The sequence below is a fragment of the Rhodococcus sp. A14 genome, assembly GCF_011603105.1.
GTDB lineage: Bacteria > Actinomycetota > Actinomycetes > Mycobacteriales > Mycobacteriaceae > Rhodococcus_F > Rhodococcus_F opacus.
Genome location: NZ_JAAOQS010000055.1, coordinates 1 through 17,545, shown reverse-complemented (window position 1 = coordinate 17,545; position 17,545 = coordinate 1). Strand labels below are relative to the sequence as shown.

Here is a 17,545-nt window from a genome sequence, read left to right as displayed (position 1 = left end):
TGACGGGGCCTACGTCTTGGCGGTGGCCGACTCGACCTGCGGCTGCTCGTCCGGTTCCGGTTCCCGCGGCGAGATGTCGGGGGCGGCCTTCTCGTGCGGTTCGAGGAGGAACGCCGGGTCGATGCCCCGGTCGAGTCGCCCCTCGCGCCGCGCCGAGACGTAGCGGACGGTCAGCACACCGAAGACCACGAGCAGCATCAGGCTCCACCCCAGCGTGGTCTTCATGTACTCGGCGGTCCGGCCGGCCTCGATGAACCGGCTCGACAGCCAGCTGTCGTAACTCATGAACCCGTACACGGCCAGCCACGCCGGCCAGTTCCGCATCACCGAATTCTTCAGCACCACGGACATCAGGAGCGGGAACAGCATCATCGAGTAGTACATCTGGCCCAGCGAGCCGAGCAGCCACGACGCCGTCAGCAGAACCCCCGACGTGGTGACGACGAAGAACAGCTCGTCGTGGCGGTAGTAGCGGTAGAGCAGCCACAGGGAGCTGAGCACGATGGCGGTGAAGACACCGCGCAGGGCCCAGATCAGGGCGGTGGGGAGGCCGTAGTACTTGCCGTTGCCGACGATCGCGCTGTTGAAGTAGTCGCGCGACTCCATCAGATACGGCACCGTGTGGCGCACGAAGTCCATCGGGTCAGCGGACAGCGGCCACGCGACGGCGGTGAGGATCAGCGGGATGCCGATCGCGGTGACGAACACCTTCCACTGGCCGCGCACCAGAGGCAGCAGCAGGAGTGGGGCGAGGATCGGTTTCACCGCGAACGTCAGTCCGATGGCGACACCGGACCACATGTCCTTGCGCTTCATCAGCAACACGAGGAACGCGATCTCGCCGAGCAGGACCAGGCCGTTGATGTTGGTGAAGACGAGGGTGTTGGTGACGGTCTCGGAGGAGAACGTGGCGAGCAGCAGGATCGGGGCCGCGATGGAGTTCAATCCCAGGCCGAACAGCCGCAGGAGCAGGTACAACGCGATCACGATGGCGATCGCGTTGGCGATGATGAACAACCACCGGGACTTCTCGGGGTCGATCACCGCGATCGGCGCCATCAGCAGCGTGCCGGACGGCGGATACAGGTAATGCGGATCGACCCAGTTGAAGTTGGCGGTGTAGACGGGCCGCCCGTTGAGGAAGGCCAGCGCAGCGTTGTAGACCGGGCGGAAGTCGTCGGTGATGTACCCGTTGACCGCCTTGACGACCACTCGATGCAGCACTGTCATGACGGCGATCGGCCACAGCGCGAAGTTGATGACCTCGTTGGCAGTCCGCCCGGTGCGCGGTTCGAGTTGTCGAAGGAACACCACGGCACGGTACACCGAGAAGCTCTGACGTGCGGTCACGCACCCCCTGTGGGTGTCGGGCGGGCCACCTCGGCTAGGCGGGGCAGGCGCTGCCGTCCGGGGGCAGCACGCCGTCCGCGATGTAGGTGACGATCGACTTCTGCGCGCAGTCCGAATGGGTGGCGGGGTGGCCGCTGCCGTGCCACGTCACCGTCGCCGTCGCGGCGCCCGCGCTCGACACGGCCCCGGTCACCGTTCCCACCCCGGCGTTCCCGACGACCGGGTCGGCGGTGCCGCTCAGCACCAGGACCGGCAGCGTCAGCTCGCCGGGCAGGGCGGGCGGCGCGGTCGCGGGCCAGGAGGTGCACGCGAGCAGTCCGACGGCGGCGTTCGGGCCGAACAGCGGGAACCGCTCGCCCCACAGCTTCTGCAGTTCGCGGACCCGGTCGGGTGCGGGCCACTGCTGGCCGTCCGTGCAGCGGGTGATGAACTGGCCGTCGCTCTCGTAGGCCGCCTCGGCCTGCGCGACCGCCGCGAGGATCGGTGCCGTGTTTCCGGCGAGGGCGGCTGACACCGCATCGGACAGGGCGCGGACGCGGCCCTGCTGGTCGCCGCCCGCCGCAGCGAGCGACCCGGACACCGCGGTGAGGAGGGCGTTCGCGGAGACCCGCGGGAGCTGGCCGTTCGCGGCGCGGGTGACGGCGTCGGTCATCGCGGCGCGGGGATCGGCGCCCAGGGAGCAGTTCAGGGCGGTGCACTGGCGGGCGAACGAGTCGAACGCCGCCTCCTGACCCGCGACCTGCTGCTCGGTGACGGTCGCGGCATCCACCGTGGTGACGGCGGGAGAGTCGAGGACGAGCCGGCCGACCCGATCGGGGTACTTGGCGGCGTAGCTGAGCGCGACGGCACTGCCGTTGCCGGTGGCGAGGATCCCGAGCGCATCGACGTCCCAGGTGCGGCGCAGTTCCTCGATGTCGTCGGCGGCGTGGGTGCTGTCGAACGCGAGTTCCTGCGGCTGCAGGTAGTCGGTGCACGCGATGGTGGCGTCGCGGCCCAGCGCGGTCACCTTGTCGACCTGGTCACCCGTCCCCGGGTCGAACTGCCCGAGATTCGCCAGGCTGCTGCGGAGCTCCGGGGTGAGGCATTCGATCTCCTGCGAGGAGGCGATCCCGCGGCGGTCCACCGCGACCACCGGTCGCGTCGACAGCAGCGATGTCAGACCGCCGGTGCTCAGCGCTGCGAGCGTCGCGGTCGACGAGCGGTCCGATCCCGTCGTGAGCACCAGCGGGGCCGCGTTCTCGGGGGTGTCGGCGAGTCGTGCCCGCATCGCACCCATCGTGAAGGAGCCGGGCAGGGTGCCGCTCTCGTCGACGGCCGACTCGTACGAGCCGCATTCGAAGACGAGCCCGGCCGGCGGTGTCGTTCCCGGGCCCAGGGCGCCGAGCGTGCTCTGCGTGCAGTCGGTCCACGCCAGATCGTTCTTCGGGGTCTGCAACACGGGCGGGGGAGCGTCGGGGTTCTCGGTCTCGGTCGCGGTGGGTTCGCTGCCGCCGCCCTCGCGTTCGACCGCCACGTGCGGCCGGTTGGACGGTCCGGCTCCGCACGCGCTGCACACCACGAGAACCATTGCGAGCAACACCGATCTGCGCATGGCGACCACCCTGCCAGGTTCCTCTACGGGCGGGGCAGCCGCACCCATCGGGTGAGGACGGTGCCGTCGGTGTCGGTGAGGATGTGCGCGGGAGTCATCGCGGTGATCCGGGCACCCGGCGAGGTGGCGACGCGACCCGCGGTCCCGCCGACGAGCACGGGCGCCGTGGTCAGGCAGACCTCGTCGACGGCGTCGTCCGCGGTCAGCTGCCCGAACAGGCTCGGGCCGCCCTCGCAGAGCACGCGGCGCAGCCCGAGATCCTCGAGGGCGGCGATCAGCCCGTCGCCGGTGATCTGCCCCTCGCCGGCCGTCACGATCCGCGCACCCGCGTCGGCGAGAGCCCGGACCCGGGCCGGGTCGGCGTCCGTGCAGGTGACGACGATCGGGGCCACCTCGGTGTCGGTGAACAGGCGTGACTGCGGGTCGAGGTGGGCGCTAGCAGACACGACGGCGATCGGCGGTACTTCCGGCATTCCCGACGCCACCCGGCGTCGCCTGCCCTCCGCGCCGACGCGCGCCCCGCCGTAGTTCTCCGCCCGGACGGTTCCGGCCCCGACCAGCACGACATCGGCCAGCTCCCGCAGGGTCTCGAACACCAGCCTGTCCGCGGGTGTGCCGAGCGCCCCGCTGACGCCGTCGACGGAGACGGCGCCGTCGATACTGCTCACGAAGTTGACGCGCACCCACGGCCGCGCCGTCTCCGCCGGGTAGGCATACAGCTCGCGCAGCGCGTTCGCGGTCGATTCACTGGGCTCCTCCCGAGTGGGCGGACTGTCCGGTGTGAAAAATGTCGCAATATGTACACGGTGCATGTTGGTGATCACAACACGTGGATACCCTGCTTGTATGCATGCACGTCTTGTCGATCGCAGCCCCGTGGTACCGGCTGATCAGTTGGTAGCTCAGATGGTGCCCCCGGCCATGTTCGACGAGGTGAGCTTCGCGTCGTACATCCCCGATCCCGCCGAACCCAGCCAGGCCGCCGCGGTCCAGACGGCGGAGGAGTTCGCGAAGAAGGTCGTGAAGATCCGCAGTGGCGGGCGACGCGGCCTGTTCGGGAAGAAGACGCAGGCCACCGGTGCCGGTCTCTACCTCGACGGCGGTTTCGGCGTCGGTAAGACCCACCTTCTGGCCTCGATCTTCCACAGCGTCGCGTCGCCCAAGGCGTTCGGCACGTTCGTGGAGCTGACGCACGTCGTCGGTGCCCTCGGTTTCAACAAGGCCGTCGAGCAGCTGTCCGACCACAGCGTCCTCTGCATCGACGAATTCGAACTCGACGACCCGGGCGACACCATGCTGGTGTCCCGCCTGCTGTCGGAATTGTCGGCGCGCGGCGTGTCGATCGTGGCGACGTCGAACACGCTGCCCGGCCAGCTCGGCGAAGGCCGATTCGCCGCGCAGGACTTCCTGCGGGAGATCAAGAAGCTGGGCTCGATCTTCGAGACGATCCGCGTCGACGGACCCGACTACCGGCACCGCGACCTGCCGCCGGCCCCGGACCCGATCTCCTCGGAGGAGCTCGCCGAGCGCGCCGACAGCGTCCCCGGCGCCACGCTCGACGACTTCGACGCGCTGTGCAAGCACCTCAGCACGCTGCACCCGTCCCGCTACAACAAGCTGGTCGAGGGCATTCCGGCCGTGTTCCTGGACGGCGTCCACCCCGCCGAGGACCAGTCGGTCGCGCTGCGCCTGGTTGTCCTCGCCGACCGCCTGTACGACGCGAGCATCCCGGTCACCGTGGCAGGGGCCAAGCTCGACGCGATCTTCACTCCCGAGATGCTGTCCGGCGGGTACCGGAAGAAGTACCTGCGTGCCACGTCGCGCCTGCTGGCGCTGTCGCGCTTCGAGGTCGCCGCGAGCTGACGCAGCCCGTCACAGTGCCCGCTGCATCACGAAGTCGTGGTGCAGCTGGGTGCCGACGAGGAAGGTCTTCGTTCCGACCTGCGTGAATCCGTGCTTCGCGTAGAAGCGCTGAGCGCGCACATTCTCCTGGTTGACGCCGAGCCACAACCCGGCGCACCCCGCGGCGACGGCGCGTTCGACGATGGCGTCCATCAGGGCGGACGCGACGCCGGTCCCGTGGTTGCCGGGCAGCACGTACAGCTTGCTGATCTCGGTGGTCGGCCGGAGAGTCACGGCCCTGCCGACGTCCGGGTCGGCGGGTTCACCGTCGATCAGCATCGCGTAGCCGACGATCGCCCCGCCGTGCGTGACCTTCAGGACGGTGCGGTTCGGGTCGGTGAGGTATTCCGAGAACCGTTCGGCCGACAGCACGTCGTCGATGAAAGCGGCGATGTCGTCCTGTGTCGCCCCGGGCGGGCACGCGAGCGGGAACGTTGCCGCGGCGACGTCGGCGATCGCCTCGGAATCCCAGATCCCCGCCGGGTCTATTTCGACTGTCACAGCTGGTCCACCGCGTCCTTCGCTTCCCGAAGTGTCATTCCCGTACTGTCCCGCAGCAGGGTGATCGCCGCAATGGTCTTGCCCTCACTCTCGAGGTCGCGGAGCCTGCCCTCGATCGGCGAGGTGTCTCCGCAGGAGCGGATTCCGGCGGGGACCGGCCGGGCCTGGAGCCGGCCGTACTCGACCGTGGCCTTCGCGTGCCGCACGCCGATCCCGTCCCGCGCGACGAGAATCTTGATCGCCTCGATCGTCCGGCCCCGGTCGAGCAGACACGTCACCTCGTCCCGGGCGGCGTCGTCGAGGTGACGCCACGTCGATGCGGGATGCAGGTCGTGTGGGGTGTGTGAGCCGCCACGAGCGGATCGTGACGAGACCAGAACTGCGACGTAGACGATCGCCACGGCGATCACGAACCATCCCCAAGTCGGCATGTCCTAAGTAGAACATCTGCCGTCAGTCGCGATCCGGGACCCACTCGGATTGCTTGTCCCGGTCCCGGTCCGGGGCGAACGCGGGGGCAAGCAGGACGAGCCCCACCGCGAACAGGAGCGGGACCACGAACCCGATCCGCAGGCTGGTCGCCGCGGCGACGCCGCCGACGATCGCGCCGCCCACGAGGGTTCCCACGTAGTTGAACAGGTTGATCCGCGCCACGACGTCGTCCACCTGGCCGGAGGGTGCCAGCCGCCCGGCGGCACTGAAACACAGGGGAGCGACGACCGGCACGCCGAGGCCCACGACGAGGAATCCGGCAATCGCGACGACCGGCGACGGGGCGAGGACGACGACCGTCAATCCGGCGACACCGACCGCCGAACCCACACGGACGACGGCAATCTCGCCGTACTTCGCCACCCAGAAGTCGCCGGTCAGTCGCGACACCAGAGCCGCACACTGGTATGCGGCCAATGCCAGGGCGGCCGTGCCGGCATCCGCGAGCAGAACGTTCCGGACGTACAGCGCAGACCAGTTGCCGACACCGAAATCGATGGCGTAGAACAACGCCATCGCGGTACCGAGCGCCAGCAGTGCTCGAATCGGAACCGGCACGGGCGCAGGGCCGGTCGCCGGCACGGCGGTGCCTGCCGACTGCTGACGGACGAGGAGCCGGGGGCTGCAGACGGCGAGACCGACGGCCACGACGAGCGCCGCCACCAGTTGCGCGGCGGCGACGCTCACGCCGAGGGCCGAGGCGGCGGCAACGAAGAGTGCACCCGCAATCGCGCCGACGCTCCACACCGCGTGGAACGACGACAGGATGAAGCGGCCGTACGCGTGCTGGATCGACACCGCCTGCATGTTGGCGGCAGCGTCGACGATGCCCAGTCCGGCGCCGTACACGGACAGGCAGACGAAGAAGGCCGTGGTATTCGGGCCGAAACCGAGCGCGCCACCGGCTGTCGCGATGGTCGCGAGCCCGAATTGCAGGGCCGACTTGCTGGAGAATCGGCGGGCCAGGTGCTCGGCGAGGACGCTTCCCGCCCCGGCGATGAGAGACACCGTCACGACGGCGACCACGATGACCGTGTCGTCGAAACCGAATCGGTCCTGGTACTGCGGCAGTTGCGTGAGGACGGCCGCGAGGAGAAAACCCTGCAGGCCGAATGCGCCCGCTGCGGCGATCCGTGCCGAGCGGTGGTCCGCGGACGCATCTGCGCCTGGTGAATCCGTCATGGGTGTCGGCCTTCGGTCGGGAACATCCGATTGGACGAGTGTCCAATACTTTGCGGGGATGTGCAGCGTTCTCCGAATCGACGGACGAAATGTCCTGAAAGCACGGGACGCGTGAGGTCCCGGAGCAAGACTGAGCCCCAGCCTTGGATGGGGGGTCATGGCTGGGGCTCATTGCCATCGGGGGGGTGGATGGCACATTCGACGATACATGAGGAATTCCTCACGTTCCAGATGCGGTGGTAACGATTTCGTCACCCGCCCGTCACCGGGTGGCCGGCGCGACAGCGTGAACGGGGTTGTCTATGCGGACGGTGTCGCTTACAGTGTCATCCATGCAGCGCATTCTCGTAGTTCTCCGCCGTAGCGGGGTCTGATACGGACCGACCCCTCGCTGCGGGTCGTTGAGCTACGCGTTGGTCCTCCCTTCTTTCAGGAAGACCACGAGAATGAGTACCAACCCTTCTTTCGCTTCACCCTTTCCCTCGGCGACACCGGCCGCCGACCCCTTCGCCGCGCGCCACGGCAAGCCGCTGCCGCGGGAACTCCGCACCGAATCCGCCGGAATGGCGTGGTCCGCGTTCGAGGCCGTCTACGCGCCGTCCAGCGGACCGTTCCGTCTGGGCAGTTGGTCGGAAACGAAGACGGGCCCCGGAATGTGGGATTTCGAAGCGACACTCGGTATCGGCGAATCGATCCGCAAGACCGCTGCGAGCGCGCCCGGCCCGGTGGCCGCCATGACCTCGATGCTGTACGACGCGGGGTGTGCGATGGAGATCCTGTCTTTTCATCAGCACGAGATCGGGCACCGAACCGCGACATTCCTGCTCTGCGAGCGCGACGGCATCCGGCTCTGGGCGATGGGAATCGGTGAATCCCACACGGAATCGACTCTGCGCGCGATGATCTCCGGCGCCAACCGGCTCCAGCCCGCCTGACACCGGAACGACAGTGCGGCCCCGGTCGATGACCGGGGCCGCACTGTCGTGAACTGTTCGGTTGAAAGTGAACTGGTGCGCGATACTGGGATTGAACCAGTGACCTCTTCCGTGTCAGGGAAGCGCTCTCCCGCTGAGCTAATCGCGCGGGATGGAGAAAAGAGAGCGGACGACGGGATTCGAACCCGCGACCCCAACCTTGGCAAGGTTGTGCGCTACCAGCTGCGCCACGTCCGCATTCGTGAAAGCCCCCGGGCTGGGGGCCGTCACTGGTCGAGCAAGTAAAACAGTCGTGCATCTATCATCTATCTCGGTGCGCGATACTGGGATTGAACCAGTGACCTCTTCCGTGTCAGGGAAGCGCTCTCCCGCTGAGCTAATCGCGCGAGGTGGAGACGGGAATCGAACCCGTGTGCACGGCTTTGCAGGCCGTTGCCTCACCACTCGGCCACTCCACCGTGAAGGTTGAGTCCAACCTCTCGAGCGGACGACGGGATTCGAACCCGCGACCCCAACCTTGGCAAGGTTGTGCGCTACCAGCTGCGCCACGTCCGCATGCACCGTGTAACTCGCGGAGAATGTTCTCCGTGGTGCGGTTGAGAACATTAGCCGACCATCCGCGATAGTTACAAATCTGCAGGTCAAGGCATCAGGCGGTGAACTACGCATGAACGACGCCGGGTCGCGGACGTGCCGCGGGCGGGGGTCGACACGAATCCCAACGACGTGATTTTCGTTCGACCGCTCGGTCGTGTTAATGTTCCAACTCGTTCGAGCGCGAGTGTTTGGCGCGCTTCGGTCCCGTGGCTCAGTGGAAGAGCGTCCCGTTCACACCGGGGAGGTCGCTGGTTCGATCCCAGCCGGGACCACAGACAAGAAGAGGGCGTTTCCGAAAGCGGAAACGCCCTCTTCTTTTTCGTGTGCCCACCCCGATAATCGGTTGTTCCGGCTCGTCGGGGCGGCGGACAATGAACTCAGCCGGCCGAAATTTCCCGGGTGATCCGCTATCGAAGGACTGAGTCCCATGTTCCCCGTGAGGCTGGAAGGCACCACCGCGCCCACCTTGATGTGGGCGGAAGAGTGGACCATCGAGCAGGCTGCGTTGCAGCAGCTGCGGAACATGGCCGACCTGCCATGGGTCCACGGGGTGCGGGTCATGCCCGACGTCCATGTCGGCAAGGGTGCGACGGTCGGTTCGGTCATCGCGATGCGGGCGGCGGTCGCCCCGGCGGCGGTCGGCGTCGACATCGGGTGCGGAATGACGGCGGTCCGGACGGATGTGACCGCGAACGATCTGCCCGACAGCCTCCGGTCGATGCGGTCGCGCATCGAGCGTGCGGTGCCGGTCGGGTTCGCCATGCACGAGCGTTCGGTGAACGTCGGCGCCCTCGATGTCACGGACGCCGGGGGAGTGAAGACGGGATGGCACCGCTTCTGGCAGGAATTCGGTGACCTGCATTCCGGCGTCCAGTCCCGCGAGTCCAAGGCGATGAAGCAGATCGGCACGCTCGGCGGCGGCAATCACTTCATCGAGGTGTGCCTGTCCGACGCCGACGAGGTCTGGCTGATGCTCCACTCCGGGTCGCGCAACATCGGTAAGGAACTGGCGGAGCGGCACATCGCGGTGGCGCGGGCGTTGCCGCACAACCAGCGGCTGGTCGATCGCGATCTCGCGGTGTTCCTCGCCGGCAGCAAGGAGATGGACGCATACCGCCACGACCTGACGTGGGCGCAGGAGTACGCGGCCCGCAACCGTGCCGTCATGCTCACCTTGGTGATGCAGGCGTTCCGGCAGGCCCTGCCCGGCAGGACGGTGCGGTTCGACGAGCCGATCTCCTGCCACCACAACTACGTGTCGGAGGAGATCATCGACGGCGAGCCGATGCTCGTCACCCGTAAGGGCGCGATCCGGGCCGGTCGGGGTGATCTCGGACTCATCCCCGGCTCCATGGGCACCGGTTCCTACGTGGTGCGGGGCCTGGGCTCCGAGCTGTCCTTCAATTCGGCGTCACACGGGGCGGGACGGACGATGAGCCGCACGAAGGCGAAGAAGCGTTTCACCGTCGACGACCTCGTGCGGCAGACGTCCGGAGTCGAATCGCGCAAGGACGCGGGCGTGATCGACGAGATCCCCGGCGCCTACAAGGACATCGAGCAGGTGATCGAAGCGCAGGCCGATCTCGTCGAGGTCGTGGCCCACCTGCGGCAGGTCGTCTGTGTGAAGGGATGACCCGCGAGCGTGTGTGGCAGTGCGACGACGCGCCGCCGCAGGTCGCGGTCGGTAGGGTGGACTGGTGACTAGCGGAGAAGCTCGGCCGGGACCCGCGCCCGAGAACGTGGACGACTCGGATCTGTCCCCGTTCCAGGAAGTGGAGAGCCGCTGGCACCGGTGGCGAGCACACATCGCCGCGCGGCCGAGCCTCAACCTGGCGTACCGCATCGCGGTGGGGGTGATCGGCGCTCTCGTGCTGGCCGCCGGGATCGTTGCGATTCCCTATCCCGGCCCCGGCTGGCTGATCGTGTTCGCGGGGCTCGGGATTCTCGCATCCGAGTTCGCGTGGGCCCACCGGCTGCTGCACTATGCGCGCCGGCGATACGACAAGTTCATGGACTGGTTCTCGCGGCAGTCGCTGGTGGTCAAGGGGGCGGGTGCGCTGCTGACGTGTGCCGTCGTCCTCGCAACGCTGTGGTTGCTCGGCACGTTCGGTCTCGTCGGAACGTGGATCGGCCTCGACTACCCGTGGCTGGAGAGCCCGCTCTAGCCGGACGCGTGGTTGGGTGTGACTGCTGGGCCGATAACATGGGCTGGCACATTCACCATGTCTGCACCGCACACCTCACCTAGGAGAACATCGCCGTGAGCACCCCCGCATCCGCCGCCCCAGCCGCCCTCGTCCGGGTGCCCGCGGGGACTACGGCCGGTACCGCGGTTCGGGAGGCCGGCTACCCGAGCAAGGGCCCGGACGTCGTCGTCGTGGTCCGTGACGCGGAGGGCCAGCTCAAGGACCTGTCCTGGGTGCCCGACACCGACGTCGACGTCGAGCCGGTCGCGTCGAACACCGACGACGGCCGCAGCGTCATCCGCCACTCGGCGGCCCACGTGCTCGCGCAGGCCGTCCAACAGGAATTCCCCGAGGCGAAGCTGGGCATCGGTCCGCCGATCAAGGACGGCTTCTACTACGACTTCGCCGTCGATCGCCCGTTCACCCCCGACGACCTCGCGAGCCTCGAGAAGCGGATGAAGAAGATCATCAAGGGGTCGCAGCGGTTCTCCCGCAGGGTCGTCGAGTCGCTCGAGGAGGCGCGCGCCGAGCTGGCGAAGGAGCCCTTCAAGCTCGAACTGATCGACGACAAGTCGGGAATCGACGATCCGGAGATCATGGAGGTGGGCGGCAACGAGCTCACCATCTACGACAACCTGGACCCGCGGACCGGCGAGAAGGTGTGGGGCGACCTGTGCCGCGGCCCGCACATCCCCACCACCAAGCACATCCCGGCGTTCAAGCTCACCCGCAGTTCGGCGGCGTACTGGCGCGGTAACCAGGACAACGCCGATCTCCAGCGCATCTACGGCACCGCGTGGGAGTCGGCGGAGGCGCAGGAGCAACACCTGGAACTGCTCGCCGAGGCGGAGCGCCGCGACCACCGCAAGCTGGGGTCGGAACTCGACCTGTTCAGCTTCCCCGACGAACTCGGCTCCGGACTGCCCGTGTTCCATCCGCGGGGCGGGATCATCCGCACCGAGATGGAGGACTACTCCCGCAAGCGGCACGTCGAGGAGGGCTACGAGTTCGTCAACACCCCCCACATCACCAAGGGGCATCTCTACGAGGTGTCGGGTCACCTGGACTGGTACCGCGACGGCATGTTCCCGGCGATGCACATCGATGAGGAGCTGAACGAGGACGGCACCGTGCGCAAGCCGGGCCAGGACTACTACCTCAAGCCGATGAACTGCCCGATGCACAACCTGATCTTCCGCTCCCGCGGCCGGTCGTACCGCGAACTGCCGTTGCGGCTCTTCGAGTTCGGTTCGGTCTACCGGTACGAGAAGTCCGGTGTCGTCCACGGACTCACCCGCGTACGCGGCATGACGCAGGACGACGCGCACATCTACTGCACCCGCGAGCAGATGCGCGACGAACTGGCGACCACCCTGCAGTTCGTCCTCGGCCTGCTGAAGGACTACGGTCTCGACGACTTCTACCTCGAGCTGTCCACCAAGAACCCGGACAAGTTCGTCGGCGACGACGCCGTGTGGGAGGAAGCGACGGCGACGCTCGCCGAGGTCGCGGAGTCGTCGGGGCTGAACCTCGTCCCCGATCCGGGCGGCGCCGCGTTCTACGGACCGAAGATCTCGGTGCAGGTGCAGGACGCCCTGGGCCGCACCTGGCAGATGTCGACCATTCAGCTCGACTTCAACCTGCCCGAGCGTTTCGACCTCGAGTACACGGCCAACGACGGCACCAAGCAGCGTCCGGTCATGATCCACCGCGCCCTGTTCGGTTCCATCGAACGGTTCTTCGGCGTGCTCACCGAGCACTACGCGGGTGCGTTCCCGGCGTGGCTGGCGCCCGTCCAGGTCGTCGGTATCCCGGTGGCGGAGACGTTCGCCGACCACCTCTTCGACGTGGTGAAGCGGCTGAAGGCGGCCGGTATCCGCGCCGAGGTCGACGCGAGCGACGACCGCATGCAGAAAAAAATCTTCAACAACACGGCGCAGAAGGTGCCGTTCATGTTGCTGGCGGGTGCGCGCGACGTCGAGGCGGGCGCCGTCAGCTTCCGATTCCGCGACGGCACCCAGGTCAACGGGGTACCCGTGGACGACGCCGTGCGCATCGTCACCGATTGGATCAGTCGCCGCGAGAACGCCTCGCCGACGGCGGAACTGCTGCAACCCGGTAAGGAAGGGTGACGCACATGACCGGAGGTGACGACGTGACGGCCGACGAGATGCTCGGCGGCCCCGGCCGCCTCGTCGACCGTGGCCCCGGCGAACCCGATCACCTTCAGCGGATCTGGTCGCCGCACCGCATGTCGTACATCGCCGAGGCGCCGAAGTCGCGGGACACCCCGAACGAGCCGTTCATCGACATCCCGAAGATGGACGACGAGGACGGGTTGATCGTCGCCCGGGGTGAGCACGTCTACGCCGTGCTCAACCTGTACCCGTACAACCCGGGGCACCTGATGGTCGTTCCCTATCGCAAGGTCGCGGCGCTCGAAGACCTGACGGAAGAGGAGAGCGCCGAGTTGATGTCGTTCACGCAGCAGGCTCTGCGCGTGATCAAGCGGGTGTCGCGGCCGGACGGTTTCAACGTCGGCCTCAATCTCGGTGCGGCGGCGGGCGGTTCGCTTGCCGAGCACCTGCATCAGCACATCGTTCCGCGCTGGGGCGGGGACGCGAACTTCATCACGGTCCTCGCCGGGGTCAAGGTCATGCCGCAGTTGCTGCGCGAGACCCGGGGGCTGCTGGCGAAGGCCTGGAATGAATGACTCGATAGATGAATGACGCGCGAGTCGCTGACTCACGCGTTCGGGGTTCCTGGCAGGAAGTGAAGAACGGGGTGGAGAGGTGCTGAGCTTCTTCGGACGGGCATCCGTGTCCAAGGTGACGGCGCCATTGGGGAAGGCCCTGGTGAAGACCGGGCTCACTCCCGATTCCGTCACCGTCATCGGCACCGTGGCGACCGTGGCCGGCGCGGTCACGCTGTTTCCCAGCGGACATCTGTTCTGGGGAGCGATGTTCATCTGGCTGTTCGTCATGTTCGACATGCTCGACGGTGCCATGGCCCGCGCCCGCGGCGGTGGCACCCGGTACGGCGCCGTTCTCGACGCCACCTGCGACCGGGTGGCCGACGGTGCGATCTTCGCCGGTCTCGCCTGGTGGGCGGTTTATCACGAGAACAGCAAGCCGCTGCTGATCGCGACCCTGCTGTGCCTCGTCACCTCGCAGGTGATCTCGTACGCGAAGGCGCGCGCCGAGGCGAGTGGATTGTCCGCCGACGGCGGACTCATCGAACGACCCGATCGGCTGATCATCGTGCTGGTCGGAGCCGGCGTCACGGGGCTCGGAGTCCCGTGGGCCATTCATGTCGCGATGTGGTTGCTGTCGGTGGGCAGCATCATCACCGTGTTCCAGCGGGTACTGGCGGTCCGCCGGTCGCCGGGCGCGCGCGACGTGCTGCCCCTGCCGCCGACGGACACGACGCCGGCAGACGGACAGGCGAGCGAGCAGTGAGCGGCGTGTCGGAACGCATCAGTGACCTGGGGTACGCGATCGGCTGGCGGCTGGTTCGCGCGCTGCCGGAGAAGGTCGCGGTCGCCCTGTTCGACAGGGGAGCCGACTTCGCCGTCCGGAACGGCGGACCGGAGCAGCTGCGCCGCAATCTAGCCCGTGTGCTGGGTGTGCCCGCCGCGGAGGTGCCGGACACCCTGATGCAGGCCTCGATGCGGTCCTACGCGCGCTACTGGCGGGAAGCTTTCCGGCTGCCTTCGATGGACCTCGTGAAGACCGGCGCGGCCCTCGACGAGTTGATCGAGGGGCAGAAGCACCTCGACGCCGCGAAAGAAGCCGGCCGGGGCGCGATTCTGGCGCTGCCGCACAGTGGAAACTGGGACATGGCGGGTGTGTGGTGCGCCCAGCACTGGGGCGGTCTGTCCACGGTCGCCGAGCGGTTGAAGCCCGAGTCGCTGTACCAGCGGTTCGTCGACTACCGCGAAGGGCTCGGTTTCGAGATCTTTCCGCTCAGCGGGGGAGAGCACCCACCGTTCGTGGAACTGTCGGCCCGACTGCGGGACAACGGGATCGTGTGCCTCCTCGGTGAACGCGACCTGGCGAAGAAGGGTGTCCCCGTGACGTTCTTCGGGGAACCGACGCGGATGCCCGCCGGTCCCGCCAAGCTGGCGATCGACACCGGCGCGCCGCTACTGCCGGTGCACTGCTGGTTCACGGACCGCGGGTGGGGTTTCCGCATCGACCCGCCGATCGACACCACCGCGGGGGTGGCCGCGGCGACCCAGGCACTGGCGGACCGGTTCGAGGCCAACATCGCGGCACATCCGGAGGACTGGCACATGCTTCAGCCGCTGTGGCTCTCCGACCTGTCCCAGGCAAGGCTCTCCCGCATGGAGAACTCGTGAAGATCGGAATGGTCTGCCCGTACTCGTTCGACGTCCCGGGCGGAGTGCAGGCTCACGTCGTCGACCTCGCGGAGGTCCTGATCGAGCGCGGGCACAAGGTGAGCGTCCTGGCGCCGGCCTCCGACGACGTCGACTTGCCCGACTTCGTCGTCTCCGCGGGCCGCGCCCTCGCCATTCCCTACAACGGCTCGGTGGCCCGGCTGAGTTTCGGCCCCGCCGCGAGCGCCCGCGTGCGGCGCTGGATCTCGGACAACAACTTCGACGTCCTGCACATCCACGAGCCCAACGCGCCGAGCCTGTCGATGCTCGCCATGCGCGTGGCCGAGGGGCCCATCGTGGCCACCTTCCACACGTCGACCACGAAGTCGTTGGTGCTGAGCACGTTTCAGGGTGTGCTCCAGCCCTATCTCGAGAAGATCAGCGGCCGCATCGCGGTGTCGGAACTCGCGCGACGCTGGCAGGTGGAATCACTCGGCTCCGATGCGGTCGAAATCCCCAACGGCGTCGACGTCTCGGCGTTCGCGAACGCCGAGCCGCTGCCCGGCTACCCGCGTCCCGGAAAGACCATCCTCTTCCTCGGACGCTACGACGAGCCCCGCAAGGGCATGGCGGTGCTTCTCAAGGCGCTGCCCACCCTGGTGGACAAGTATCCCGACCTCGAGGTGCTGGTGGTCGGCCGCGGCGACGAGGACAAGCTGCGCCGGGAGGCCGGCCCCGTCTTCGGGCACCTGCGTCTGCTCGGCCAGGTCGACGACGCCGAGAAGGCGTCGGCGCTGCGGAGCGCCGACGTGTACTGCGCACCCAACCTCGGCGGTGAGAGCTTCGGCATCGTGCTGGTCGAGGCGATGGCCGCGGGTGCCGCCGTCGTGGCGAGCGAACTGGACGCGTTCCGCCGCGTCCTGCGGGACGGGCAGGCGGGCGTCCTGGTGCCGGTCGGGGATGCGGCGGCGCTCGCCGCCGGGATCGACTCGGTGCTCGGTGACCCCGAGCGGAGCGCCGCGCTCACCGACTTCTCTCGGACGGTGGTCACCGAATACGACTGGCCGGTGGTGGCCGAACAGATCCTGCGCGTCTACGAGACGGTCACTGTCGGCCGCGACGGCGTCCGGGAGGTCGGCTCGTGACGTTCTCCGCCCTCACGATCCTGGTTCTCGCCCTGGTCGCAGCCGTCGTCCTGGCGATCGGCCTGTGGGCGTACGGGACGGCCAACCGCCTCGACCGACTGCACGTCCGCTCCGATCTGTCCTGGCAGGCCCTCGACGCGGCCCTCGCGCGCCGGGCGGTGGTCGTGCGGGCGGCCGCCGCGGCGATGGACCCACCCGAGGGCAGGTCGCTGGCCGCGCTGTCGGCCCGGGCGGAACGGTCGGACCGGGCAGACCGCGAGATCGCCGAGAACGCACTGTCCAGTGCGCTCTCGTCCCTCGACCCGGACACCCTGCGCCCCCAGCTGGTGGCGGAACTCGCCGATGCGGAGGCGCGGGTACTGATCGCCCGCCGATTCCACAACGACGCCGTCCGCGACACCCTCGCACTCCGCACCCGGCGACCCGTCCGATGGCTGCACCTCGGGGGCACGGCCCCGCTGCCGACCTACTTCGAGATCACCGAACGCTCGTCCGCCGCGGCGGTCACCGAGGGTCTGTCACTCGACTCCGTCCGGACCTCGGCCCGGGTGGTGCTGCTCGACGGCCAGGGCCGGGTCCTGCTGCTCCGGGGTCACGACCCCACCGTCCCCGACGTCTACTACTGGTTCACGATCGGCGGCGCCGTCGAGAAGGGGGAGAACCTGCGGGCGGCCGCTGTCCGGGAGATCGCCGAGGAGACCGGGCACACCGCGTCGCCCGAACAGCTGCGCGGACCCATGTGGCGTCGGGTGGCCATCTTCTCGTGGAACGGGCAGCTCATCCGCTCCGAGGAGCTGTTCTTCGCGCTGCGCACCGACGGGTTCGAGCCGCACCACGGGGGCTTCACCGAACTCGAGAACCGCACCATCACCGGTCACCGGTGGTGCACCGCGGACACGGTTCGTGAACTGGCGGCGGCAGGTGAAGCCGTGTACCCGCACGATCTCGCGGATCTCCTCGACGAAGCCGGCGCGGTGGCCTCGGCCGCGGACGAACCCGAGGTGCGCGCGATCACCTGAGCCGCCCGGGAGTCCGAAGAAAGCCAGCAATCGCGGACTGGCTACGGAAGTGGACTGCCGCTCGTCCTAGAATCGGGTACTGCAGCGTGAACGTCGTCGTTCACGCGTGCCGCTATCGAATCAATCCACGCCACAACCCAGGAGTTCGCTGTGAGCACCCCCGACACCACCCCCACCACCGGTACGGCGCGCGTCAAGCGTGGCATGGCCGAGATGTTGAAGGGCGGGGTCATCATGGACGTCGTCACCCCCGATCAGGCGAAGATCGCCGAGGACGCCGGTGCGGTGGCGGTCATGGCGCTCGAG

16 protein-coding genes, 6 tRNA genes and 1 pseudogene are annotated in these 17,545 nt (G+C 68.0%); 12 read left to right on the top strand and 11 right to left on the bottom strand.

Annotation, left to right across the window (positions count from 1 at the left end):
• Window positions 1–9: 9 nt before the first annotated feature.
• Genes G9373_RS25635 through G9373_RS25625 form a run of 3 tightly spaced genes read right to left on the bottom strand, consistent with a single transcriptional unit; the run spans window position 10 to window position 3,753 of the window.
• On the bottom strand, window positions 10–1,350 hold the full coding sequence (locus G9373_RS25635) for a glycosyltransferase family 87 protein (RefSeq protein ID WP_005565718.1): 1,341 nt from the start codon (window positions 1,348–1,350) through the stop codon (window positions 10–12).
• 34 nt (window positions 1,351–1,384) lie between these two features.
• On the bottom strand, window positions 1,385–2,950 hold the full coding sequence (locus G9373_RS25630) for an alpha/beta hydrolase (RefSeq protein ID WP_133986591.1): 1,566 nt from the start codon (window positions 2,948–2,950) through the stop codon (window positions 1,385–1,387).
• Between the two features lie 14 nt (window positions 2,951–2,964).
• Window positions 2,965–3,753: a pyrimidine reductase family protein gene (locus tag G9373_RS25625; RefSeq protein WP_133986592.1), complete on the bottom strand. Its 789-nt coding sequence runs from the start codon at window positions 3,751–3,753 to the stop codon at window positions 2,965–2,967.
• 34 nt (window positions 3,754–3,787) lie between these two features.
• Here G9373_RS25625 and zapE point away from each other — a divergent pair, with 34 nt between their 5' ends.
• Window positions 3,788–4,804, top strand: coding sequence for a cell division protein ZapE (zapE, locus tag G9373_RS25620; protein WP_039950688.1), 1,017 nt, complete (start codon window positions 3,788–3,790; stop codon window positions 4,802–4,804).
• A 9-nt stretch (window positions 4,805–4,813) separates the two neighbouring features.
• On the opposite strand, the gene G9373_RS25615 is transcribed toward zapE, so the two are convergent.
• The 3 genes from G9373_RS25615 to G9373_RS25605 are packed head-to-tail and all read right to left on the bottom strand — an operon-like array spanning window position 4,814 to window position 7,018.
• On the bottom strand, window positions 4,814–5,344 hold the full coding sequence (locus G9373_RS25615; protein ID WP_005240947.1) for a GNAT family N-acetyltransferase: 531 nt from the start codon (window positions 5,342–5,344) through the stop codon (window positions 4,814–4,816).
• Window positions 5,341–5,775, bottom strand: coding sequence for a hypothetical protein (locus tag G9373_RS25610; RefSeq protein ID WP_005565707.1), 435 nt, complete (start codon window positions 5,773–5,775; stop codon window positions 5,341–5,343). Before G9373_RS25610 ends, G9373_RS25615 begins: the two co-directional genes overlap by 4 nt.
• 22 nt (window positions 5,776–5,797) lie before the next feature.
• On the bottom strand, window positions 5,798–7,018 hold the full coding sequence (locus G9373_RS25605) for an MFS transporter (protein WP_054248403.1): 1,221 nt from the start codon (window positions 7,016–7,018) through the stop codon (window positions 5,798–5,800).
• A 446-nt stretch (window positions 7,019–7,464) separates the two neighbouring features.
• Between G9373_RS25605 and G9373_RS25600 the strand changes: the two genes are divergently transcribed.
• Window positions 7,465–7,953 (top strand): alpha-isopropylmalate synthase regulatory domain-containing protein, encoded by a 489-nt coding sequence (locus G9373_RS25600; protein WP_005264007.1) that lies wholly within the window; start codon window positions 7,465–7,467, stop codon window positions 7,951–7,953.
• Window positions 7,954–8,026: 73 nt separating this feature from the next.
• On the opposite strand, the gene G9373_RS25595 is transcribed toward G9373_RS25600, so the two are convergent.
• The 5 genes from G9373_RS25595 to G9373_RS25575 form a co-directional block, all read right to left on the bottom strand.
• A tRNA-Val gene (locus G9373_RS25595) sits at window positions 8,027–8,101 on the bottom strand.
• Window positions 8,102–8,117: 16 nt separating this feature from the next.
• A tRNA-Gly gene (locus tag G9373_RS25590) sits at window positions 8,118–8,190 on the bottom strand.
• A gap of 77 nt (window positions 8,191–8,267) precedes the next feature.
• Window positions 8,268–8,339: transfer RNA gene (locus G9373_RS25585), tRNA-Val, on the bottom strand.
• Between the two features lies 1 nt (window position 8,340).
• Window positions 8,341–8,411 (bottom strand) — tRNA-Cys (locus tag G9373_RS25580).
• 24 nt (window positions 8,412–8,435) lie between these two features.
• Window positions 8,436–8,508, bottom strand: a tRNA-Gly gene (locus tag G9373_RS25575).
• 242 nt (window positions 8,509–8,750) lie between these two features.
• Here G9373_RS25575 and G9373_RS25570 point away from each other — a divergent pair.
• The 10 genes and pseudogenes from G9373_RS25570 to G9373_RS25525 form a co-directional block, all read left to right on the top strand.
• Window positions 8,751–8,822, top strand: a tRNA-Val gene (locus tag G9373_RS25570).
• Between the two features lie 155 nt (window positions 8,823–8,977).
• Window positions 8,978–10,183 carry an RtcB family protein gene (locus G9373_RS25565; RefSeq protein WP_005565705.1) on the top strand — a complete coding sequence of 402 codons (1,206 nt, stop codon included), beginning with the start codon at window positions 8,978–8,980 and terminating at the stop codon, window positions 10,181–10,183.
• 106 nt (window positions 10,184–10,289) lie between these two features.
• A complete protein-coding gene (locus G9373_RS25560) occupies window positions 10,290–10,715 on the top strand; it encodes a TIGR02611 family protein (RefSeq protein ID WP_005265467.1) in 426 nt (141 codons plus the stop codon).
• A 95-nt stretch (window positions 10,716–10,810) separates the two neighbouring features.
• A complete protein-coding gene (gene thrS, locus G9373_RS25555; protein WP_005565704.1) occupies window positions 10,811–12,868 on the top strand; it encodes a threonine--tRNA ligase in 2,058 nt (685 codons plus the stop codon).
• A 5-nt stretch (window positions 12,869–12,873) separates the two neighbouring features.
• Complete coding sequence (locus G9373_RS25550; RefSeq protein WP_005240964.1) at window positions 12,874–13,449, top strand: HIT domain-containing protein; 576 nt, start codon at window positions 12,874–12,876, stop codon at window positions 13,447–13,449.
• Between the two features lie 79 nt (window positions 13,450–13,528).
• On the top strand, window positions 13,529–14,194 hold the full coding sequence (gene pgsA / locus G9373_RS25545; protein ID WP_005565703.1) for a phosphatidylinositol phosphate synthase: 666 nt from the start codon (window positions 13,529–13,531) through the stop codon (window positions 14,192–14,194).
• On the top strand, window positions 14,191–15,096 hold the full coding sequence (locus G9373_RS25540; protein WP_005565695.1) for a phosphatidylinositol mannoside acyltransferase: 906 nt from the start codon (window positions 14,191–14,193) through the stop codon (window positions 15,094–15,096). Before pgsA ends, G9373_RS25540 begins: the two co-directional genes overlap by 4 nt.
• Window positions 15,093–16,220 carry a glycosyltransferase family 4 protein gene (locus tag G9373_RS25535; RefSeq protein ID WP_054248401.1) on the top strand — a complete coding sequence of 376 codons (1,128 nt, stop codon included), beginning with the start codon at window positions 15,093–15,095 and terminating at the stop codon, window positions 16,218–16,220. Before G9373_RS25540 ends, G9373_RS25535 begins: the two co-directional genes overlap by 4 nt.
• A complete protein-coding gene (locus tag G9373_RS25530; RefSeq protein WP_054248400.1) occupies window positions 16,217–17,239 on the top strand; it encodes an NUDIX domain-containing protein in 1,023 nt (340 codons plus the stop codon). Before G9373_RS25535 ends, G9373_RS25530 begins: the two co-directional genes overlap by 4 nt.
• Before the next feature lie 150 nt (window positions 17,240–17,389).
• Window positions 17,390–17,545 (top strand): annotated as a pseudogene (locus tag G9373_RS25525) (pyridoxal 5'-phosphate synthase lyase subunit PdxS); the annotation flags it as partial.

Excerpts from the sequence above, each read along its gene's own strand:
- G9373_RS25550 (WP_005240964.1), top strand. The coding sequence starts at position 12,874 with ATGACCGGAGGTGACGACGTGACGGCCGACGAGATGCTCGGCGGCCCC.
- G9373_RS25605 (WP_054248403.1), bottom strand. The coding sequence starts at position 7,018 with ATGACGGATTCACCAGGCGCAGATGCGTCCGCGGACCACCGCTCGGCA.
- zapE (WP_039950688.1), top strand. The coding sequence starts at position 3,788 with ATGCATGCACGTCTTGTCGATCGCAGCCCCGTGGTACCGGCTGATCAG.
- G9373_RS25565 (WP_005565705.1), top strand. The coding sequence starts at position 8,978 with ATGTTCCCCGTGAGGCTGGAAGGCACCACCGCGCCCACCTTGATGTGG.
- G9373_RS25600 (WP_005264007.1), top strand. The coding sequence starts at position 7,465 with ATGAGTACCAACCCTTCTTTCGCTTCACCCTTTCCCTCGGCGACACCG.
- G9373_RS25625 (WP_133986592.1), bottom strand. The coding sequence starts at position 3,753 with ATGCACCGTGTACATATTGCGACATTTTTCACACCGGACAGTCCGCCC.
- G9373_RS25610 (WP_005565707.1), bottom strand. The coding sequence starts at position 5,775 with ATGCCGACTTGGGGATGGTTCGTGATCGCCGTGGCGATCGTCTACGTC.